The organism is Vibrio splendidus (assembly GCF_003345295.1).
Taxonomy (GTDB): domain Bacteria; phylum Pseudomonadota; class Gammaproteobacteria; order Enterobacterales; family Vibrionaceae; genus Vibrio; species Vibrio splendidus_K.
Window position 1 is genome coordinate 1,322,509 of the sequence record NZ_CP031056.1, and the last position, 22,792, is coordinate 1,345,300.

Genomic DNA, 22,792 nt, shown 5'->3' on the forward strand with positions numbered 1-22,792 from the left:
AAAATCAAGTAGTTAGAGTTCAGGTTAGAAGAAAAAAATGTCGATGAACAAATAAGTTCAAGAACACCAATTAAAGTAGCGTCGGTTCAGGTCGAAATACCTAATCTAATCCAATCTAATCACATAGACAGCCCAATAAGAGCCTTCTTTGGTTCGCTGCGATACAAAAACACTCTCCCCATTAATCGACTTCTAACAAAGACGTCACCCATTTTTGTAGCGGATCATCGTTATACCTTGGGTGCCATGCGGCTATCACATCAAAACTCTCGGGTGACTGTTCCATTGGAATAGTCACCAAGTTCAGCCCTTCGATTGCCCTTGATGGTAAGAAAGCAATAGAGTCAGTAGTGTTTAAATACATAGGTACGATAGAGAAACACGGGGCGGATACTACGACATTGCGCTTTAATCCGAACTTCCCAAACCATTCATCAATCGACCCTTTGAAGTTTGGACGCGATGGTGAAGCAATAATGGTTGGATAGGTCGCCACCTCCTCTAATGAAGGCGTGATCTGTGCTATTGAAGAATGAGGTGATGCAACACACACATGGTGCTCTTCAAACAGAGTGATTACTTTGTAGCTGCTTGGAATGTAGTCCGGAAACGCGATGGCTAAGTTAACCTTGCCGCTTTCCATTAGCTCGTGCAGGTTGTCGATTTCGAAGTCACGCACAATCAGCTTTAACTCTGGCGCTTGCTCCCTTAGCTTTGCAATTAGGCTTGGTAGGATGATCTGCTGGGCATAATCCGTCGCCGCAATCACAAACGTCCCTTTTGCTTTCTCTGGTACGAAATTTGTTCTAGATAACAACAAATTGAAATCGATCAGTAAACGATCAACACCAACAGATAACTCTTGTGCGAAGGTGGTCGGAACAAAGCCGTTGGTTTTTCTCACAAACAGCCTATCGTCGAACACTTCTCGCAGCTTCTTCAAATGCTCACTAACAGCTTGCTGGGTCAGCCCCAATTGATTCGCAGCTTTAGACGCGTTCTCTTCACGGATTAAAGCTTGGAAAACTCTAAGTTGCTTTATGTCTAGTCGGTCTAGTTTGCTCACACGCACTCGCTTCGGTGAAGTTGGATTCCATGTCAGTGTAACACTCAACAAATAAAACCAGTAACACTCACAACTAAGCTTTGTTTCTACTTGTTTGGCTATTTGGTTAAAGTTCTTCCATCGAAACGAAACATATACAGATCGGAGAACAACATGAAAACAATCATTCTAATTGGCGCACGTGGCAAGATGGGTCAAGCAGCATTAATGGGCTTAGGCAATCATAACGTTATCACTGCGGGTCGCTCTGGCGATGTAGACCATATTGTTGACATCACTGACCCACAATCAATTGAGGCGCTTTACAAGAAAGTGGGACACTTTGATGCGGTTGTGAACACCGTCGGCCTTTGCGAATACAATACCTTTGCAGATATGACGGAAGAACAGTGGATGACTACGGTAATGAGCAAAATGATGGGACAAATTAACCTTGTTCGTATCGGCCAAAAGTACATCGCTGACGGTGGTTCATTTACGCTGATTAGTGGCATATTGAACGTTAAACCAATCCCTTTCGCTATTGCAGACGCAACCACCAGCGGCGCAATTGATACATTCGTAAAGTGTGTCGCTTATGAAATGCCAAGAAACACACGTATCAATGTAATCAACCCAACGGTTCTTGCTGAAGCATGGGATGTTTACGGTGAAATGATGCCAGGCTTTGAACCTGTACCGAGCAAATTAGTCGGTAAAGCCTTCGAGCGTTCTGTCGATGGCTTCATTACCGGTGAAGTGATTTTTGTAGATGCTTAGATTTAGCAAATGAACTGTGTTTATAAGCGCTCGCCTTTTATAAGAATAGTTTTTACAAGCACATAGTCCATTCCTCTAGAACAAAAAAGGCGAGCCATTCGGTTCGCCTTCTTGTTTAAAGAGTCGTGCTTAAAAAGCCATGTTTATCGATTTATCGCCAAATATGAGCCAGCAGCAATCATTATTCCACCGGCACTTTGGTTTAATCTTTTATGTGCGCGTGGCGTTTTAAGTAAACTGGCCATTCTGCCCGCGCCCATTGCAATTAGCATTAAACCAGACATCAGAGCAACAGCCGCTAAAACAGAAACCAATATGATATCTTGTGACTGCAAAACCGTCAGGTCAATGAACGTCGGCAAGAATGAAATATAAAAGAGAATCACTTTAGGGTTTGATGCTGAGATCAAAAAGCCTTGTGCGAAACTGGCGAGTTCTGATTTCTGACTTTGTTTGGCTGCGAGTTCCGCTGAGCCTTGCACTTCCGGTAGGCTCTTAAACATCTTGTAGCCTAAGTAAATCAAATAAGCCGCACCAACGTAGCGAATTACCTCAAAAGCAAACGACCAGTTCTCAGCAATCGTCGCGAGACCAAAACAGGCAAGCGCAAGATAGATAAGATCACTGCATATCATCCCTAACGAGAGAGTGATGCACTTTCGCCAACCGTTAACCATGCCACGAGCTAAAATGGCAAACACGCCAGGCCCCGGAGTAATACCAAATATAAACATGGCAATAAAGAATGTAATCGCACCTTCTAATGACATTGGACTGTCCTTATCTATAACCCAACATAATTGATCATGAACGTATCATGGAGCTTCGATTCGGGTAAAGAACGTTTTTGACTAAGCACGTTTAACACAACTCATGTTTTGAATAAGTGTCACGCGTAATTTCCCCGCTAAGCCTAAACCTAAACCTAAACCTAAACCTAAACCTAAACCTAAACCTAAACCTAAACCAAAGCCTATGTAGTGGTCAACAAATTCCGGACACTGACTTAAGCCGATTTTCGGCATTTACTGGCGACAGCCCATCATTTGCTTGGTGAGGCCGTTGCCGATTATAGTAACTCATCAGGTAATGGCTGATGTCTTTCTTAGCTTGAGCTTGTGTCAGGTAACCTGTTGCTGGTATCCACTCGGTTTTCAAGCTTCTAAATAGCCGCTCCATGGGAGCGTTGTCCCAACAATTACCACGACGACTCATGCTTTGAGTTATACGATATCGCCAAAGTCTTTGGCGATATTTACGGCTGCTATATTGGCAGCCTTGATCTGAATGGAACATCACGTTCTTCGGACATCCTCGTTGCTCCCAGGCCATCTCCAAAGCTTTAGATACTAATTCGGTATCGGGCTTATCGGATAAAGACCACCCCACAACGCGTCGGCTAAATAGATCAAGCACTACCGCTAAATAGGTCCACTTCGAACCTGACCAAATATAAGTAATATCGCCACACCAAACACGATTCGGAGTACTGACAGAAAACTCACGCTTCAGTAGATTTGGAATATCTAGCCTTTCTGCTTTTGCATGTCTATATCGATGCGAACCTGGCTGTTTACTCATTAAATCAGCTTCACGCATTATCTGGCGAACCTTGAATCGTCCGGCTTTTATGCCTTTTTCGCTCAGCATTGAGACAAGAGTACGACTGCCAGCAGAGCCTCGACTCATGTTGAAGAGTTCTTTAATTTGGCTAGCTAGACGAATGCGACTGGCATCCGGCTTGCGTTGCTTAAACTCGTAGTAACAAGACGAAGCTACGTTGAACAGTTCGCAAAGCATTTTGACCGATTCGTGCTCCCTCAACTTGTCTATTAACGAGAACGTTCGAGTTCGTCCGACATTAAGAGAGCGGTGGCTTTTTTTAATATGGATTTTTCTCGTTCTAGCCGGTTAATCCGGGCTTCTAACTCTTGGATTTTCTTTTGCTCAGGCGTGAGGGCTTTAGTCGTTGGAGTCATCCCTCCTCGCTCAACTTTGAGTTGGTCGACCCATCGCCGTAAAGCCGTTTCACCTACGCCCATAGAGTTAGCGGCTTCAGGTATGGAGTACCCTTGATCAAGAATCAAACTTGCAGCATCTATTTTGAACTCAGTAGAAAATGTACGTCGTTGTCGTTTTGTCATTGAACACCTCATTTATGGTGGAGACTTTACCACCTAATTTGGTGTCCGGGATCATTAGACCACTACACTAAGCCTAAAACTGAAACTGAAACTAAGCGTTTTTCTTTAAGACACAAAAAAGGCGAACCTAGTGGCTCGCCTTTGAAAAATATTGATTACAAATCAACGTAACAAGATTAGTTCGCTATTGGTGACAACAACTCTGGGTTTACAACTATGTTTCTCACACCATGCGCGTGATCTTCGTTGAAGTCATTGCCTTCACACCAGCTGCCAACCGTCGCAATGTTTACTTTCGCTACTTGTGGTCTCACGCTCCATGTTACTTGGAACGGTGAACCTTGTTCATTGTAGCCAGGGCCAGTTGTAGAGCCTGCGTATTGAATCGCTGAGCCCGTATTTTGTGGAATGTTCGGGGCTTGGTTTAAACCGTTGACTTTAGAGTGTTTCGCTAATGCTTCGAAGTCGAGAGCTTTGTCGTCATTAACTAATACATAGACTTGAGTTTCAACACGCAATTGCGGATTGGTAATCGCATCGTTAAAACAAGCGCCCAGTGTTTCACCCGGTTCAACTTGTGCTGTCGAGTACACATAATGCACTTCGATGGTGTCACCTGAATGCAAAGAGCCATGATCGCTCGGACAAACCTTGCCCTCAAATGGTTTCAGCTCAGCTGAACTCAACTTGCCTGTGTATTTAAATCCACTCTGGAATCCCTTACCATCACCATTGCCAGCGTATTGAGTAAACTCACCCCCTTTATGCTCGGCGTTCTTGTGAAAGTGAATATTACATAAGTTCATTGCTGTTGAATCTGGCGCATCCGAAAACAGGCGGGCGTTAGTTCCCTTTAAAGAGTCCAAATCTCGTGGGGCTTGCGGTCCAAAACCTTTCCCTTGAGTATTTTCAGAAAGGTTCGCTCTTTGTTCGGCGATAACTCCATCTGAAACAGCTTCATGATTCGCGCTAGATGCATTTGCTTGAGCCGATAACATGACCATCGCAACGCTTAAAAACACACTCTTGTTCTTCATATCTCTTCCCTAGAATATTGATAACTTAATCTAAACATCGAACTTCACAACAAGCATATTACTATGCTCCAAAGTGAATATAAGACATTGTCTTAGCAAGATTAGATTTCATTGCTTACTTTTGGGTAAGAGTATTAAAAGCCTTGATGCATATAACAAGTCGAATACAGTAAATACGACTAGTCCCTTCCAGAACGAGAAAATTCCTACTTTAGTTGACTGTGTTTTGACTTAATCAGATAGAGCTGTGGATATTGAACAACAAACATAATAGCCAACAGAACGATGAGTTAATTAGGCTGCGATATAAAAAAGGCGAACCACTTAGCTCGCCTTCATCGCTTCATTACAAAGTTTAGCTTGGAGTTCGCCCCCAACTTGCTTATCCATGGCCCGTAGCAAATATTCCGAAGGTCAGAATGTTCAATGTGTCTGTCACACCCTCTAACGATTTAATGACCTTCTTGGTTGGTTCATTATTTTGCAAGAAATAGTTTCCTATACCCTTTTCACTATCGTGCTCATCGGCCGCGTGTTTTGCCGTTATTTGAGAGGTTTCGGTTGATGTAAGCTCTGTCTTAGCGTGTGTATTCGAATCTTCATTTGCGTCAGTACCGGAGTTTGTTTCTGTACTAATGTCTAGATTGGTCTCTTCCTCTACACTTTTAGATACAGTGTCTTCGTTACTTAATGTCTTATCATCAAGTTGATTGTTGCTCGTTGTAGAACAAGCCGTCAAAAGAAATAGGCTAACGATGAATGTGATTAAATTTCTCAGCATAGGGATTAGAGTTTGAATTAATAAAACATTGTTCGATTGTAATTTATTTGCCTTTCAACATCCAGCATCTATTGGCTCTAAAGGCAGTTGGTGTGCTATTAACTTTCTATTAAACGGTCTGGTATTTTGCTCTCGCCAACATCTAGTAATTGGATATTTCAATCAGGTTCCCATCAGGGTCTCGAACATAGACAGAAACGATTTTACCCGTTGCACCTGTTCGCGGTACTGGTCCCTCTTCTATCACGACTCCTAGCGCTTGGATATGCTCAATAACATCAATCATGGGCGTATTGGTAATAAAGCAGAGATCGGCACTGCCAGCTTGCACGCACTCAGCCTTTGGCTCGAACTCATTACCTCTTTGATGAAGATTAATCTTTTGATTACCAAACGATAAAGCCAAACGCCCTTCACCGAATTGGATTGACTTCATACCTAACACGTTTTGATAAAAATCCACCGTCACGGATAAGTCTTTAACGGTTAATACCAAATGGTCCAAATGGCTAATTTCCAATTTAATCATCCTTATCTCGTCGTTACTAAATGTTGAATATTAAATGCTGAATAACGCTAAGTTACATACTCTAACGTTGGATTTGCTAACACAAGATAAGCGTACACCTTCACTTCTCACTTTGAACGAATAAAGGGAGCACAGACTGCGCTCCCTTCTCATCGGTTTTAGCTAACTTGAATCACTTTAAGTCGTTTTAACTAGTCACAAGTACCTTCAAATACCCAGTACCAATAATTGTTGAACGGGTCGGCTCCCCAGTTATCCGCAGACGCTGAGAATCTATTGCCATAATATTGAATTGCTGTGCCTGCGGGGTAATAGTAATTTGGGTTCCACTCTTGAAGGTTATCGCACAAACCTTGTGGCTCAGGTTGAGGAGCTTCTAGGTCAGCACTCACAGCAACATACGCATTCATCGAACCTTGAGTCCCAGAGGCCATCACGTAAATGTCAGCGCCCGTTACACCATTGAGACCACAATATTCTCGGTTGCCTTGATTAGTTGACGCACAATCGTAGTCACTCAGCGTGGCTGGTCGACCGATTGCAACGTACATATCTACTTCACCGTACCCATTATAAGTCTGCACCCATACCTCATCGGCTGGTGTGTTTTTGAGAACGAACTGTTGCTGATCCTCGCCGTCACTCAAGATAGGCGTTGGCATATTGATCTCTAGGTCCACAACGTCTGAAGTTGGTGATGGTAATGGTGGATTAGGCTGACCAGAACCACAGTGTTCTACATCAATGCCTACTTCGTTAAAAGCAATCCTTACCGCAGAGGTTTCATAACCAAGATCTTGGGCCGCTTTGCAGACATCGTCAGCACCTTGTTGGAAATCCGAGTTAGGTGTCCAATAAAGTTGGTTAGCGGTCGCGTAGGCCTCAAAAGCTTTCTTAATTCCCCAGTTATTGCTTGTTGATAAATGGTAGAACGCTTTATTGAAAATGCCTGAACTATGGTGAACATCAATGCCATTGTAGTACTGGTTGACGTGGTCAATAGACACACCATCTTGGCTTGGTTGAATGAAGTAACGCATTGCATCACTATGTTTCATCACATGTTCGCCCATCTTCCAATTGAAGCTACCGTGTACATATTCACTTAATGCTGCTGCTGCCACATCAGAAAAGGATTCATTCATTCCTCCCGACATTCCACGATATTCTAAGCCTGAGTTTTGTTCAGTAAAGCCGTGGCTTACTTCATGGGCGATCACATCCCATGTCGCTAGCGGATACATCGATTGGTTACCATCGCCGAATGTCATTTGACGACCGTCCCAAAATGCGTTCCCATAATTCGAACCATAGTGAACACGCATAGTGAGCTTTTGTTTAATCGGACGTGTATTTAGCCAATCTTGGTACATGTCGAATACACGTTGGCCAAAATAATGAGCGTCATTCATCGGCGCATACGCACCATTCACTGCGCGATAATTGTTAACGTTCACGCCATTATTATCGCTACAGCTAAACTGATGTATCTGCCCAGAGCTTTGCTGATTGTTCATGTTCAGAGTAACGACGTTCTCGCTGTCCATTTGGCAATACGGGTTAACCTGAAAACCGCCATACTGTGTGTTTGAGCCAAAATAATAACGCCCACTTTTTTCGTTACCGCCAGGACCTTCAGCCTCAAGAAAAGCGATGCCTTCCCACTGTTCCAATAGCTCACCAGATTTAGCATCCACAAGCGTAATCGGCCTTGAAGGAGCCATCCCTTTAGTCTGTAAGAAATCAATTTTATAGATGAGCCGAGCAGACTGCTGATCATCAAGCCAAATAACAAGCTCAGTGTGAGGGTCACGGATAGTAGCTGCGGCAATACCTTTGTGTTGTGACTTCGCAATATCAACCGCCTGTTTAGCATTAATCATGGGCAGTGTTGAACCAATATCTGACTCAATACCGGTTAACACTTGGCCATCAACAGCTTTTGCCACACCTTGCTTAGAAAGATCAACGACCACAGATTGTCCATAAACAGGAATTCCATAATGGAGCTGCTTCTTACGTAAAAGTGTTGTTGTATTGGTGTTTACTCGGCTTATATCTTGATAAGACAGTGGTTCACTGGCTACTGTAAGCCCTTGTTTTGTATTATTAAGTACTTTAGACAAGTCAACCTTCGAATAGTCAACAACATTAGCAGCTTGAGAAGTAAACGCTATCGGGAATAGCATTATTAAATGTGCACTACGCATATGTAACCTTTTATAATTATGTTTTACAAATTCACCAACTTGATGAGTGCATATCTTAACGATAGATATTCCACATATAGAAATAAACCTAGTTGCATACGTGAGCTTAATTCAAAACATAATTACTGGTGCAAGACGAACTGAGACATGCAGTCAAAAAAAGTAAGTGAAATCTGATGGTTAACTGAAGTAATGTAATAAGAAGAACGAGAAAACACGAATTTATCCTCATGTCTTTTATATCCATATACAAAGAACTGAACCCAAAGATTGAACATTATTCGTCGCCTCTTTGGGTTAACGACGACGAAAGCGCAGCGTCGACAAATTCAACGGTTTGAATTCCATGATTGCCTTCCGAAGAATAACCATGATGAGTGCTTGCTGGTACTTTGGTGAAACGTGTTATTTATCAACCCATATCAGCAATAAACAGATATAGGTTGGAATTCATTAACTTAGTCTTCACGCTTGTTTAGTGTGTAGTTAACTACACTGTCTTCTCCCACAATGAACACCCAAACATTTTCGCCGTCGACAAAGTGAAATTCATTGGTCGACTCATTCGACTCCAATTTCGCAATAAACTCGGACAATGCTGGCTCGTTGATGATAAAGCTCCCTTCTGATGTATTCGCATCCAGATCGTTATTCACTTCAATATTCGAAGTAGATTTAGGCAGGATGTCGGGTAACCAACCTCTGTCAAACAAGCGCTCCTCTTTGGCTTGTGCATAAGTCGAGTATTCATCGCTGACTACATCTGAACAACCCGACATTAGGGCTAAAATCGAAAATAAGGTAGGGAGTAAAACGTTAATTTTCATTTAATTACCATTACTTGAAGATAAGGTTTTGAGGTTGTGCTTTGCCACATAACCTCAAAGACATTCATAAAAGGCATTCATAAAAGACATTTTATAAATCAATCGTAATCACCATTCAAATCAATTGACTTTATTTACATCCAAACCAATCATTGAATACCAAACTCTTGATTGCTAAGTCATCGCGCTTTCACTCTCCCGCCGTTTAGCCTGTGACAGGTGCAGTCAATGCTAAATAATATTCAGACCAAAAACACCTTTTACATCGAACAATACCTTTTGCGTTCTTTCCCTAGAGACTTCGCTACCATTTCGCAAAATATCGATGAGCTGCGCTTTGTCATCCAGTAGCTCAGCTCTTCTTTCACGAATAGGACGAAGCATCTCTTGTAAGCACTCTTCCAATACTTTCTTAGTTTGTCCATCGCCTAGCCCACCTCTTTGATAATGCTCTTTTAGCTGACTGACATAGTTAACGTCTGTGTGAAAAGCATCAAGATAAGTGAACACGATGTTCCCTTCTACCTTGCCTGGGTCTTCAATTCGTAGATGGTTTGGGTCGGTATACATGGATTTAACGGCAGCTCTGATCTCTTTTTCTGTTGCACCAAGATTAATGGCGTTGCCCATCGATTTAGACATCTTACTTTTACCATCAGTACTAGGGAGACGCGAGGCGTTGCTGAGAAATGGCCTGCATTCATTCAAGATTGGTTTGCCAGCGAGCGAATTTAACTTTCGCACGATCTCATTGGTTTGTTCTAACATCGGCAGTTGATCATCACCGACAGGTACTAGAGTCGCGTTGAAAGCGGTGATGTCAGCCGCCTGTGAGATTGGATAAGTGAGGAAGCCTGCTGGAATTGAGCGTCCAAATGCTTTGTTTTGAATCTCGCTTTTGACCGTTGGATTACGTTCCAAGCGAGCGATAGAAACAAGATTGCTGTAGAACATGGTGAGCTCAGCTAACACCGGCAACTGTGATTGCAAACAAATCGTGGTCTTGGTCGGGTCGATACCCACCGCAAGATAGTCAGCGACTACATTGAGAATGTTGGAAGAAACCTTCGAAGGATTATGGGCGTTGTCGGTAAGCCCTTGCATGTCAGCGACCAATATCGTTTGGTCGTGAATGTGCTGCAAAGAGACTCTTTGTTTAAGTGAACCGACGTAATGACCCAAATGCAAAGGCCCAGTAGCTCTATCACCAGTCAGAATAATTTCAGGTGTGTTGGTATTGTTCTTGCTGCCAGTATGGCCGTTGCTGTCGATATGGCTGTTTGAGTTGGTATTCATGGTGTATCTCCAAGTTAGAAAAGCTACTGGAGATAAAAAGAGGCGACATTTTTTATGACATTCTTAGCTACCGTCCAGCAGCTAAAGAATGTAAGTATTCCGTGCTGCTCTATTTAGAGCACCACCAAAAGAAAATTGAAGTTGAAGCAGAATTAAATTTCATGGTTAAAACCTATCAACAATACAGACGAGCGACAACTGTTATTTACGCGCACCAGGAAAATAGGTCTTAAGATTAACAGGTTATAGGCTTAATCTTTACCGGAACACAGTTCAGTAATTCGGTCACACATGGCTTGATTGACCGTGAAGTGGGTGTTGAGAAATTCTAATTGGGCAAGTGCCGATTCAGCCGTGCGCTCGTAACCTTGTGTAAAGGTTGGTAGCAATTGAGCAAACTTAGGAAAGCGTGTTTCTAGCCTTCTATCCGACATAAATTCATCAACGAATTCAGGCTCAGAATGTTCAGTTTGATCCACAAGATCGATCAAACGATCAAGTGCGTAAGATTGAACGAACCGACTGCCCGACAGCTTTTCGCCTCGGTTATAACGAGACATGCCGACATAAAGATTGGTTAGTGCCTCACCAATGATCCACTCTTGGGAGTTAGTGTGTGCCTCCCCTTTTACTGGTGGAACACAACACTGCGTATCAAATTCAGGTTGCTGCCAAACAATGCGCCCTTCAGCAAATGGAATATGCGCTAACTCATGGGATTCAAACACCGCAAATTCGCAAAAGATTCCGTCAGCGTATAAGACTTTATAGCCATCGACGGTGTTTCTCACCGCGTAGTCGATTGGGTGAATATCAGATAGCCAATGCAAGCAGTCTAAGAAATACTGCTTATGCCCCGTTTGTACTATCGCGAAAAAATCGACATCTGAATACTGATCAAGTCGCTCCGTTTCAATACCTACGGAGCCCAATCCCAGTAAAGCATGAGCCTTACCCGATGCTTCCAAAGACTCCCCAATCGCATCTAAACGCTGGAGTAATTTTTCTGGTGTATTTATGTGTCTTGTCTGCATCACTTTATCCGTTTGCATTGCTAAATCCCTATCAAGTTGAATGCCACTCAACCTAACTGATAGTTAGAACATCTAAGAAGCCTAATTTATAAAATATGTGTTTCGGATAACGATCTGCGCAAGTTATTGTTTGAATAACGACTGGATTTAGGAGTAACAAAGAGTGCGTTCAACCGATAAACAACACTCTTCTATCATGACTTATCTTTTTAAATGCTTATATTTAACAGCTAAGCATCAACAAACAGCGAGCTTATAAACGCTTTAGGGCTAAACCGACAATTTTTCCAAGTAAGCGGCCATTTCTTCTTTCGGCACCATGCCTCCGCCAGTCGCCCACACAAGATGCGTTGCATTCGCTAGCGTCGACTCATCAATTTGTAGACGAGCAAGGTATTCGCTATTTTGCTCAACATGAATCGCACCCGGCATACCCGCGAGTGCTGAAGGCTCAAGTTGAATCCCCTCTGCTTGGTTCAGTTCGCCTAACAATTGATACATGCGTTCATCGGTTAATGTGTAATAACCATCAAGCAAGCGCTCCATCGCGCGACCAACAAAGCCAGAAGCACGACCCACCGCTAAACCGTCTGCGGCGGTGAGGTTATCAATACCCAGATCTTGCACTGCGATCTCATCATGCAAACCCGAGTGAACACCGAGCAACATGCAAGGCGAATGAGTCGGCTCAGCAAAAATACAGTGCACGTGATCACCAAAAGCCATCTTCAATCCAAATGCAACACCACCGGGGCCACCACCTACCCCACATGGCAAGTAAACAAACAAAGGATGCTGTTCATTAACCACAATACCCTGTTGCTCGAATTGCTTCTTAAGCCTTTCTCCAGCCACAGAGTAACCAAGGAACAGGGTTTGCGAGTTTTCATCATCAATAAAGAAACAGCGTGGGTCTTGTTCCGCTTCTTTACGTCCTTGTTCTACTGCAACGCCATAATCTTGTTGATACTCGACCACGTTAACACCGTGCTCTCGCAGTTTATTTTTCTTCCACGCTCTTGCATCAGCCGACATGTGAACAGAGACCGTAAAGCCCAATTTGGCACTCATGATACCGATCGACATGCCTAGGTTACCCGTTGAACCTACTGCAATGCTGTATTGTTGGAAGAAGTTACGAAACTCAGGTTCGAGCAACTTGCTGTAGTCATCGCTCTCACACAGTAACCCGGCTTCAATCGCAAGCTTCTCGGCATGCGTTAGTACTTCATAAATACCTCCGCGCGCTTTGATTGAACCTGAAATCGGTAAATGACTGTCTTTTTTCATCATCAAACGCCCTTTTATTGGCTGCTTATAATGGGCTTCTAACGCTAATTTCATCGAAGGAATATCGATAAGTTCAGACTCGATGATGCCATTGGTCACTTTAGTTTCAGGAAACGCCTTGGCTAGATAAGGGGCAAACCTTTGTAACCTCAAACTCGCATCATGAATATCTTGTTCGCCCAATCCCACATAAGGTAAACCGCGCTCCAGAGTCGTCACATTTGGGTTAAACCAAACCACTTCTTCCAATGCAATCAATTGTTGAAGTAATGGGAAATCTGAGATGAGTTTATCGACATTCAATTCAGTCATGGGTGACCTTCTCTGGTAAAGCGCGTACTGCGCAGGTTCAATCATTAGTAAACCTATTTAAACGGTATTTGTGTAATCATTCAATGACCTGTAGGCTAGCTTTTCTTCTCATAAGCAAACAGTAGAACAACCTATGAGCGCCTCTCTTCGTAATAGCATTTTCGTCATGTTAGGGATTCTATTCCTAGCACTTAACCTTCGAGGGCCTTTTACGAGCTTGGCTCCTGTGCTTTCTCAGGTTATGGAAGGCCTCAACCTTACGTCGTCGGCTGCTGGCTTCTTAACAGCTTTGCCACTGTTAACTTTTGCCTTATTTTCACCATTAGTCACCAAGATATCCGAACGAATTGGTCTAGAACCAAGCTTGCTCTTAGGCTTAGTTTTGATCACTACGGGTATTACACTGCGCTCTTTTGGAGCAATTCCGACGTTATACATCGGCACAGTAATGATTGGACTTGGTATCGCGATTGGTAATGTGTTGTTGCCCGTAGTAGTGAAAATTAGCTTCCCTACTCGTATTGCGACAGTCACTTCTTTGTACATTTTTACGATGGGCATCGGTTCGACGTTAGGCTCAAGTTTGATGGTGCCGTTTTCAAATATAACCTTATTCACGATTACGGGTTGGAAATTAGCACTGTTAATGAACCTAATATTCCCAATATTAGCTTTGATGATTTGGTTGCCTAAGATCAGAAAGCGCTCTTCTTCAGCAACCAATAACAAGCATCAAGAAAAGCCGATTCCGATGAAGAAGATGATCAAGAGTGGCGTTGCATGGCAAGTGACACTAGCTCTTGGGCTTAACTCATTTACCTTCTATTCTTTGGCAGGCTGGCTTCCACAGATCTTGAACGACCTTGGCTACAGCGAAATCGACGCGGGCTATATTTATGGATTTCTACAATTTTCGACTATGGTTCCGGGATTGCTGTTACTGCCGTTCTTAGGTAAAAGCGATAACCAACAATGGCTCATTACGCTTTGTACTTCGAGTGTATTCATTGGATTAATTGGGCTGCTGTATTTGCCTGAGTTTGCGATCTTTTGGGTGGGACTCTTTGGATTAGCCAACTGCTCTACGTTTATTATCGCGCTCTCTTTTGTTGGCCTGAGAACATCGAATAGCAGCCAAGCCGCATCGCTGTCGGGTATGGCGCAAGGAATTGGTTATGCTTTAGCAGCAACAGGCCCAACGCTGGTGGGTAAGCTTCATGCTCAAACCGATTCTTGGAGTGTTCCCATTCTGCTGATCGCATCTGTTGCTTTTGCGTGCACGATTTTCGCGGCATTGGCAGCACGAGACAAAAAAGTGAGCGTTTAGGACAAACAGATTAGTTATGGCGTCGCGACTTTATTGCTCGCGACTGTATTGCTGACGACGGTTTTGATGTATTCGCTTGGCGACAAACCAAACTTCCCTTTAAAGCGCTGACTAAAACGCCCCTCCGATTGGTAACCGCAAGACTGAGCCAACACCGCCACATTCTGCTGCCCGTTTTGCATCAGATAAAGCGCATGACTCAAGCGAACTGCAGCCAGTACCTCACGATATTGCATACCTTCCAGTTTGAGCTTTCGGATTAGCGTGGCACGGCTCATCGCAAAGCGCTCCGCCACCGACTCCAATGGATGCTTCTCACCTGGTGCATGTGAAAGATAATGGCTGAGCTTTTGGCTAAACGAAACGTTGGCACTGGCAAACAATCGATGCAATACCCCTTTTTCGGCTAATTGCTGGTATAAGCCCTGCAACCAAAACTGTTGGGTCTCTTTGCTCATGCTCTGTCTATCGAACGAAAACAGAGCATTGAGTGAATCTTGTAAGCTTCGGTCCGCTTGTACTGTAGGCAGCCCCAGATCATTCGAGCGTTCCTCACTTAAATCAAGCATCCCTTGAGAAGGTTGGAATTGAAAGCTGAATACTCGCGACAAGAAACGTCCTTTGTGAGGCATATTCTCAAAACTTAATGACGCTGATGCCTCACACAACAGCAGCTCAGAATGTGAGAGTTCTGCCGCTGAATCTTTCCAAAACAGGCGCTTACTGCCTGTAATGATCTGAATGATACTAGGAGATAGAATCCTCACATTACGAAGCTTTTGTAACTGCTCTGCGCGAAAGATCGTCACTTGATATTGATGATTCATCTCATCCCCCTTGTTTACTTATTATCAACGACCAGCTATCGCATCAATAACTGGTCGCTTTATTAGCGTGTGTCAATTATTAACGTGTATAAAGCTATTAACGTGTGTAAGTTGTAGTCAGTTTCGCTTTGTCTAAAGCCATGCTGTTCAACGTGAATCCAACCACAGCCGACGGCGTGTTTTCGTCTAGGTTGAGCTTATCCGTTGGCAATGCCCAAACCGTGAACTGGTAGCGGTGCATGCCATCTTTTTCAGGAGGACAAGCGCCACCGAAACCTACCGTTCCATAATCTATGCGGCCTTCTTTGCCACCCACTTTAGAGATGTCGACACCACGAGGGAGCTCGCTCACTGTTGCTGGAATATCAAACGCGACCCAGTGCCAGAAACCACTTTCAGTCGGAGCATCTGGATCATAAGCCGTGATTGCAAAGCTTTTGGTTCCTGCTGGAGCATCTTTCCACATCAACTGCGGTGACAAGTTCTCGCCGTTACAACCCCAACTTGAATATTCAAACGTCTTCGCCATTGGGTGACCTTCTTGAATATCATTACTCGTTAATTCGAATGCCTGAGCCGAGCCAGCTGTTAAGATACTAAGTGCCAATACTGATTTAATGAGTGTTTTCATGGTGGTTCCTCTGATTAGGTATGAACCCAGTATAGTCCCCTCCATTCGTTCAATAATGACAATAAGTACACAACTATCTAGTTTAATCCATTCAAATGATACTTACTGTATTTTTAATTTATTATTTTAAAACATGACCCACTCGACAATTTGTTGTTAAAGGAACACTTGTTGACATTCAGGTTACAAATCACGTCCAAAACTCTTTAGACTCGCCCCACGACTTTTAACGAGAATGATTGGATGCGCAGGTTTACCTTAGCCCTTGGCTTGATCTTTTGGCTCCCAACTCTAGCCAATGCCCAAAGTTTGCAAGACAAGTGGCAAACCCTGTATCAACTGAGCTGGCAATCATCCCCAATCCTAGTATCTCAACAAGAGTTGGCTCAGTATCCGAAAGTTCTGCTTCATGAACGTAGCCGCTATCCTGATTTCAACCAATTCAGTTGGGACGACATCGCAGCGTTAGCGTCAATACAAGATCACTGCCGAGCGATTGAAAGCAATAACCCTTCATTAGATGACGCCATCGAGTTTGAGCTCGCTTTGTGTCAGCAACAAACATTGGATTCCATTTGGTTTGCAGCACACTCCAAACGACACCCTGCAGGTGGCAGTTTTGCTGATCGTTATTTAGTAGCTTACCCAGATGTGAGCGAGCAGATACGCCCATTTTTGAGTCTTACCAACCCTCAGCACCCTTTATATAACAAGCTAGAAAACCTAAGTGCACAAGGCAGAGAAGCACTGCTCAGTGGATACCGAGCTTGGCAACAGGACGATGTGCTTTGGTTAAGTGGCGAGCAAGGCTGGAAAGCCATTCCCTTAGATGTTTGGCAACCTATTGCAGAGCGGCAAGAGGTATCTTTGACGGGTGAAACCTGTACTTTTCGTTACAGCAACGTGTGCTTAAGCGAGCCTAGCAATGACAATCTGATCATGAAAACCTTGATCTTTACATTGCTGTTAACGTTGATTTCCGGACTCGGTAGAGTCTTATACCTAAGAACAAAACAACGAAAAGAGAGGCAGTTCGTTTTACAGCTTCTTACTCATGAACTGCGCACGCCAATTACTAGCCTAGGCTTAACCGTCGAGATGTTTAGAAATCGCTACGATGACTTTTCTGATGAAACTCAAAATGCGGTTTGGCGTTTAATATCCGACTATCAAAGGCTCTCTCAGCTCACCGAAAACAGTAAAGTGTACCTAAGTGCGGATCAATCGGAGCCTTTGTTAAAGCAAAACGCATCTTTAGTAGAGTGGCTCGATCATGTATGTGAAAAGCACAATATCGAGTATCAATGTGATTCAAGTGGTGCTGAACTTAACCTACCGTATTACTGGCTAACCATCTGCTTAGATAACTTGATTAAGAACGCTAAACAACACGGTATAGGTGAGGTTTTGGTCAAGGTAGAACTCGCTGATAGGCTCAGGATTGAGGTGCAAGACGAAGGTCACTTCCCTTCTTTTCTGCAACGGTTTGTATCTCGAGCAACACCGAATATCAATCACAGACAAGACAACATGGGCATTGGCCTCACAATTGTCGAACACTTGATGAAACAAGCGAATGGCCGCCTCATTATTCTTCGTAACCCAACCCGATGTATTTTGGAAATAGCTTATGAACACCCTACTGCTGATTGAAGACGACCATCTACTTGGGCAGGGCCTCGTCAGCTTCTTTGAGTCCAATGGTTACCAATGCCTTTGGGCGAAGGATTCAGAGAGTGCCAGTAAGCAATGGTTCCGAGCCGATCTAGTGATACTGGATCGACAACTCGAAGACGGTGACAGCTTGCGACATTTGCCGAATTGGTTACTGCTCAAAGCCCTACCAGTGATTGTGTTAACGGCTAAAGTGGAAGTCCAACAACGCGTAGAAGGCTTAATGGCAGGAGCCAAAGATTACGTCACTAAACCTTTCTCGAACGAGGAGTTGCTTGCTCGAGTCATTACCCAACTTCGTCCGTTAGGGGTGAGCCACTTAAATTACGCAAATATCCAAATCAACTTGTCGGAACGAATCGCTTATTTGGATGAAAGCCCGATCACGTTAAAACCTAAAGAGTTCCAGTTATTGGTCTTGTTTGTTCAGAACCAAAGTCGTGTGTTTCATCGTGATGAGTTACTCAATAAGATTTGGGGTTATCAAGCCTTTCCAAGTACCCGAACCGTGGATAATCACATACTGCGCTTGCGCCAGAAGCTGCCAACCCTAAAGATCGAAACACATCGCGGCGTTGGTTACCGCTTAGCTGGGGAATCATAATGAGAGTCACTTCGTTAATCGCATTGATCTGCGCTTTGCCGTTTGCGTGTCACGCCGCTTGGTTTACCAACACGCCATTACAACATACGTATCAATCTCTGCTTGATGAACAACCTCAAGTCGCGTGGCAAGAGCTTCAAATCGCACTCAATCAACAAACACTTGATAGCGAGCTTTGGTTGCCAGTTAAACAAGAGATACTGAGCCAAACTCAATGCGGAACTTCACTAAGACAAGACATTGAGACGAAACATCACATTCAAGTTAGCTTCATTCGACGCTACGGCCTGTCATCGCAAGGTTATCAAATCAAAGTCGCTGCAGAACAACTCAGTGAAGACATGAAAATCCAAACACAACCTATCTCTCTAGTTTCCCCAAGAGGTAAGATCCTTCTCGATGGACAACTCGCTTCTAACAATGAGTATCAAGAGATTGAGACTAGTGAAATGTTTATCAAACCCGAATCTGGTGTTTATCAACTAAGGATAGGTTCGAACCACTATCCTATTGTTGTCGCTTTAGACAACAGCAAGCGATGGTTAACACTCGAAAGTAAACTCAGCGAACCACATATCGTGATCACGCCACCGAAGGTGATCGACAACTGCCCTAACGCCAATGTGAGTTGGCAATGGTTCGATGAGAACTACAACCTGTTAGGCTACAAAGTGCCAATCAAGACAGCGCAAGCACCCGTTCCCACAGAAAGCCCACTAGGGACTAATGCCAAACACTTGAGTGCTTCGGTTGAAATGTTTGAATACCAAGGTACGATTGAAGTCCAATATGTGCAGCGTGTCGCGGTGCCTTTCTAATGGAATGCTTTCAGAAGAAGATGAGAAACTAGGTAATGCAGAAAATAGAGACATATAGGTGACAAAGCACTAACGCTACTTGGGTGTAATTACCGTACTTACCCTTTACGGAATCTAGATATGCTCAGCGTACGTCACCCACTCAATCTTTCTACTTGTGCCATTGTAGCTTTAACAACAGCTTGTCTGTTTTCATCCAATACACAAGCGAGCCAAATAACGCTAACCACTATTAGCACCAGCAACAGCAGCGTTAGCGGAAATAGCATTAGCGACAGCAGTATTCGCGACAACGCTAACATCGCCACTAACAATACAGTCTCTATTTCATCGAATACTTTAGAGATAGATTGGAACGGCTTAAGCGTTAACAGCGGCGCTCTCACCGTTGATAGCCAACCACAGAAAGCGACCAATCTAGTCATTGGTCTTTCCAATAAAACTAACTCAGCAAAGACCGCAACTTGGACCTTAGTACCTAGTGGGATAAACATTGAGGCAGAACTAAATCAAGATCAACTCACTTTTCAGTTCAGCTTCCCTTCAAATATACAGGTGAAACGTAACCAGCCCGTAGAGTTGGCGTGGTTTGATCTTGCAGAACAACAAACTCAGACCCTATTTCTTCCTTTTAGCGAAGGCATGCGTGTACCTACAAATAACAAGCTTTGGGGTAGTTACCTAGTCGACAACCATTCTGGAAGCAACACCACTCAAGACCTAAAGATGCCTTTTTGGACAGCACAACAGAACGACCACTTCATTAGCTATCAGATGATTAATGCAACCAACAATCAACTGCTCTTTTCAGATGCATCCTCTAATGCTTCCTCAAATACAAAGACCAAAATTGATATGAAGGCATCACACCAATTTACGATGCTCAATCAGTCACAGCCTTTTATTGTTCGTATCACCCTCGGAGACTCGTGGTTAGATGGTGCCAAACAATACCGAGATTGGCGCATCAATAATGACCAGTCTGAAACACTTGTAGCAAAGCAAAAGCGCAATCCAGATGTGAGTAAGTTGATCGGCGCGAGCCACGTTTATTTGTTTGGCAAAGATCCACTAAGCGTCCAAGATGTAAGCGACTGGTGGGGATTGAAAAGCTGGTATCTAAAGGGCTCAAAACTCAACGTTTCCAAGGAAGCAAAAAGAGAGCTTTCATCACTCTCCAAGGGTAAAGATTGGTTCAGTCAGTACCACAAACAGTTATTGTTGGACTCTATTAGCCAGTCGTTGCAGGTGTTATTTTCAGTCGGTAATCCGACACTCGAAAACAACACGATTAAAGCTCAATACGTGGCAGCGCAGAATAAGAAGAACTGGTTGCTAGAGCACGCTTCCCCTTACCTAAACTCGTCAGACACTTGGGGACAAGCGTTGTCTTCAGACATGGTAACCAATCTAAATAAGGCAGGCTTAAACAAACTTTGGCTCGGATTTGATAATTGGATGCCAGCATTCTATCAACCTAACGCTGTGGGTCTGGCAAAACAGTCAGGATATCTGGTCGGCACCTATGACTCCTACAACACAGCCATTCCTGCGAAGCTGAACGACAACTGGCTAACCGCTCAATTACCAGAGCCAATGCGTCAAAGTTGTGCCATTGAACTAGCGGATGGCAGCCTAAAAAAAGGGTTTCGAGGTAACGGATTCTATCTTAATCCGAATTGCCATTTAGATTACGTAAAGCAGCGCGCTCAAGACATTATGAAATTCGGCAACTTCAACAGCTTGTTCTTAGATGTTGATGCAACCGCCATGGCACGTGAGGATTACAGCGGCTCTATAGACAGTCATAGCAAGAGTCATAGCAACAGCAATGGTAATGGCGATACAAACGAATCGGATATGCTTTCTGCCTTCAACAACCGAATGCAGTGGCTAAGCGAGCAACCATCGTTAGTATTAGGATCTGAAGACGGCAACAGCCTAACAACAAAAGGCATCGCGTTTGCGCACGGCTTAGAAACGGTTGGTTTTGGTTGGACAGATAAAGACATGAAAGAGAACCGCCGATCTCCCTATTACTTAGGTCGTTGGTACCCAGACCACAAGCCTGACTTCTTCTTTAAACCCTCCGAGGTTAAAGAGCCCTACAAGTCGCTACTGTTTTCGCCACAATATCGAATTCCGCTTTACCAAGCCGTTTTCCATGATGAAGTAATCAATACGCACCATTGGCACTCAGACAGCCTTAAGTTCACCAATATACAAGCAAATCGTGACTTAAGCGCCATGCTGTATAACACGCCACCGATGGTTCACTTGACCAGAGATGAAGCTTTATCAAGTTCAAGCCCGAGAATCAGAGCATTGAAAAACTATCAAAATGGCTTTGAACCGATGCACGAACAGTTATGGGATAAACAGTTGGTCGATTTCGACTGGTTAGATAAGAACGGAGATGTTCAACAAACCGAGTTCAGTGACGGGAGTAAGATCATTGCCAACTTCTCCAACAAGACCTTTCGTCACGATAACGTTGATATTGCGGCCCTGTCGGTCAAAGCTATATTGGCGAATGGACAAGTCGTCGATTGGCAGTCAACTTATCATTAGCTTCGATACGGTTTAGGCAAAAACGATTAATAGGAAGCCTAAGCACTTATTTACCCGCTAAGGTTATCCCCGTTACTTTTGCTTCCTATTTTGAAAGGCAGTCAGTAGATAGTCGATAAAGACCTTTTTACGTTTCGGCATCAACTGTCTGTCTGCATACACTAGGCTTACTGAAACTTCTGGCATCTCATACTCAGGTAACAAACGAATCAGCTTCCCTGTCTTGAAGTGCTCACGACAAATGAATTCAGGAAGCACCGCCAAGCCGAGCCCATCCACACACGCTGTTAGGCATGCCGTGATGGTATTCACTCGCAACTGACACGGCAGATCGATCAAAATCGACTCACCGCCTTCTAATTGCAAATGCCACTTAGGTAGACGTGCCGCCTTGTTCACCACTTCAATCATCCTAAATGGAGGCTTAAGGTCATCGGGTGAAGAGATTTCACCGAACTGTTCTAAATACTCAGGGCTGGCTACCAATACACGCTTCGATGTTGTGAGGTAGCGAGAAACCAAGCTCGAATCCACCAGCTCACCAATTTGCGCGTAAAGATCGATCCCCTCAGCAATGATGTCGACTTCTCGATTCGACAGTTCTAAGTTCAAAGTCACGTTTGGGTGCTCTTTTAGGAAACTGTGGATGTATGTGGCTAATACTTGATGTCCCAATTCGACAGGCAACACAACATTCAACTGCCCTCGGATCAAATCCTGATTGGCAGAAACCTCTAACTCAGCTTGGTTCATGATCTCTTGCATCTGCATGCTCGACTGATAAAAGCGCTCACCCTCTGGCGTTAAAACTAAACTTCGTGTCGAACGGGTGATCAACCTCACACCTAGATGCTGCTCTAGCTCGTCAAGCTTTCGGCTGACGGTCGACTTGGTCATGTTCAACGCTTCAGCTGCGTGCGTGAAACTCCCACAATCAACAACTTGTGTAAAAACAGTCACAGCATTTAAGTCCATCGTACTTCTCCCAAAGCTATATTAGTAAGATTTTTGCAACAGTGTTTCCCTTTTTTCCTATCTTATCAATCAATCGAATT

20 protein-coding genes are annotated in these 22,792 nt (G+C 43.8%); 6 read left to right on the forward strand and 14 right to left on the reverse strand.

Annotation, left to right across the window (positions count from 1 at the left end; translation table 11 throughout):
• Positions 1-181 precede the first annotated feature (181 nt).
• Complete coding sequence (locus DUN60_RS21535) at positions 182-1,066, reverse strand: LysR family transcriptional regulator (RefSeq protein WP_114635771.1); 885 nt, start codon at positions 1,064-1,066, stop codon at positions 182-184.
• A 153-nt stretch (positions 1,067-1,219) separates the two neighbouring features.
• Between DUN60_RS21535 and DUN60_RS21540 the strand changes: the two genes are divergently transcribed.
• Positions 1,220-1,825, forward strand: coding sequence for a short chain dehydrogenase (locus DUN60_RS21540; protein WP_054546927.1), 606 nt, complete (start codon positions 1,220-1,222; stop codon positions 1,823-1,825).
• A gap of 143 nt (positions 1,826-1,968) precedes the next feature.
• Here the strand turns inward: DUN60_RS21540 and DUN60_RS21545 are convergent, their stop codons facing one another.
• The 10 genes from DUN60_RS21545 to DUN60_RS21590 form a co-directional block, all read right to left on the reverse strand.
• The gene (locus tag DUN60_RS21545; protein WP_114635400.1) at positions 1,969-2,595 is read right to left on the reverse strand and encodes a LysE family translocator; all 627 of its coding nucleotides are present in this window, start codon (positions 2,593-2,595) and stop codon (positions 1,969-1,971) included.
• Between the two features lie 214 nt (positions 2,596-2,809).
• Positions 2,810-3,969 (reverse strand): IS3 family transposase gene (locus tag DUN60_RS21550; protein ID WP_114633672.1). Its coding sequence is split into 2 segments (ribosomal slippage): positions 2,810-3,702 and positions 3,702-3,969, totalling 1,161 coding nucleotides; the frame shifts between segments, so codons are not numbered across the junction.
• Between the two features lie 176 nt (positions 3,970-4,145).
• The gene (locus DUN60_RS21555) at positions 4,146-5,006 is read right to left on the reverse strand and encodes a delta-class carbonic anhydrase (protein ID WP_114635401.1); all 861 of its coding nucleotides are present in this window, start codon (positions 5,004-5,006) and stop codon (positions 4,146-4,148) included.
• Between the two features lie 382 nt (positions 5,007-5,388).
• Positions 5,389-5,787, reverse strand: coding sequence for a hypothetical protein (locus DUN60_RS21560; RefSeq protein ID WP_114635402.1), 399 nt, complete (start codon positions 5,785-5,787; stop codon positions 5,389-5,391).
• Positions 5,788-5,929: 142 nt separating this feature from the next.
• On the reverse strand, positions 5,930-6,307 hold the full coding sequence (locus DUN60_RS21565; RefSeq protein WP_114635772.1) for a VOC family protein: 378 nt from the start codon (positions 6,305-6,307) through the stop codon (positions 5,930-5,932).
• 200 nt (positions 6,308-6,507) lie between these two features.
• Positions 6,508-8,526, reverse strand: a complete 2,019-nt coding sequence (locus DUN60_RS21570) for a M4 family metallopeptidase (RefSeq protein WP_114635403.1) — start codon at positions 8,524-8,526, stop codon at positions 6,508-6,510.
• Between the two features lie 458 nt (positions 8,527-8,984).
• On the reverse strand, positions 8,985-9,353 hold the full coding sequence (locus tag DUN60_RS21575; RefSeq protein ID WP_114635404.1) for a YbbD-related protein: 369 nt from the start codon (positions 9,351-9,353) through the stop codon (positions 8,985-8,987).
• A gap of 231 nt (positions 9,354-9,584) precedes the next feature.
• Entirely contained in the window at positions 9,585-10,649 is a 1,065-nt protein-coding gene (trpS, locus tag DUN60_RS21580; protein ID WP_114635405.1) for a tryptophan--tRNA ligase, read from the reverse strand.
• 251 nt (positions 10,650-10,900) lie between these two features.
• Positions 10,901-11,701, reverse strand: a complete 801-nt coding sequence (locus DUN60_RS21585; protein WP_065206058.1) for a hypothetical protein — start codon at positions 11,699-11,701, stop codon at positions 10,901-10,903.
• Between the two features lie 252 nt (positions 11,702-11,953).
• The gene (locus tag DUN60_RS21590; RefSeq protein ID WP_114635406.1) at positions 11,954-13,285 is read right to left on the reverse strand and encodes a D-serine ammonia-lyase; all 1,332 of its coding nucleotides are present in this window, start codon (positions 13,283-13,285) and stop codon (positions 11,954-11,956) included.
• A gap of 133 nt (positions 13,286-13,418) precedes the next feature.
• On the opposite strand from DUN60_RS21590, the gene DUN60_RS21595 reads away from it, so the two are divergent.
• Positions 13,419-14,612, forward strand: a complete 1,194-nt coding sequence (locus DUN60_RS21595; protein ID WP_114635407.1) for an MFS transporter — start codon at positions 13,419-13,421, stop codon at positions 14,610-14,612.
• Between the two features lie 14 nt (positions 14,613-14,626).
• Here DUN60_RS21595 and DUN60_RS21600 read toward each other — a convergent pair whose 3' ends face one another.
• Together DUN60_RS21600 and DUN60_RS21605 are read right to left on the reverse strand one after the other, a co-directional pair.
• Positions 14,627-15,439, reverse strand: coding sequence for a helix-turn-helix transcriptional regulator (locus tag DUN60_RS21600; RefSeq protein ID WP_114635408.1), 813 nt, complete (start codon positions 15,437-15,439; stop codon positions 14,627-14,629).
• A gap of 97 nt (positions 15,440-15,536) precedes the next feature.
• Positions 15,537-16,070 (reverse strand): YbhB/YbcL family Raf kinase inhibitor-like protein, encoded by a 534-nt coding sequence (locus DUN60_RS21605; RefSeq protein WP_114635409.1) that lies wholly within the window; start codon positions 16,068-16,070, stop codon positions 15,537-15,539.
• Between the two features lie 243 nt (positions 16,071-16,313).
• On the opposite strand from DUN60_RS21605, the gene DUN60_RS21610 reads away from it, so the two are divergent.
• The 4 genes from DUN60_RS21610 (at position 16,314) to DUN60_RS21625 (ending at position 21,737) form a co-directional block, all read left to right on the forward strand.
• Entirely contained in the window at positions 16,314-17,723 is a 1,410-nt protein-coding gene (locus DUN60_RS21610; RefSeq protein WP_114635410.1) for an ATP-binding protein, read from the forward strand.
• Positions 17,701-18,348, forward strand: a complete 648-nt coding sequence (locus tag DUN60_RS21615; RefSeq protein WP_054546940.1) for a response regulator transcription factor — start codon at positions 17,701-17,703, stop codon at positions 18,346-18,348. The genes DUN60_RS21610 and DUN60_RS21615 overlap by 23 nt, the downstream gene beginning before the upstream one ends.
• A complete protein-coding gene (locus DUN60_RS21620; protein ID WP_114635411.1) occupies positions 18,348-19,166 on the forward strand; it encodes a DUF2861 family protein in 819 nt (272 codons plus the stop codon). Before DUN60_RS21615 ends, DUN60_RS21620 begins: the two co-directional genes overlap by 1 nt.
• Before the next feature lie 120 nt (positions 19,167-19,286).
• Positions 19,287-21,737, forward strand: a complete 2,451-nt coding sequence (locus tag DUN60_RS21625) for a glycoside hydrolase (RefSeq protein WP_114635412.1) — start codon at positions 19,287-19,289, stop codon at positions 21,735-21,737.
• Positions 21,738-21,809: 72 nt separating this feature from the next.
• Here DUN60_RS21625 and DUN60_RS21630 read toward each other — a convergent pair whose 3' ends face one another.
• Positions 21,810-22,712, reverse strand: a complete 903-nt coding sequence (locus DUN60_RS21630; protein WP_017092646.1) for a LysR family transcriptional regulator — start codon at positions 22,710-22,712, stop codon at positions 21,810-21,812.
• Positions 22,713-22,792 lie beyond the last annotated feature (80 nt).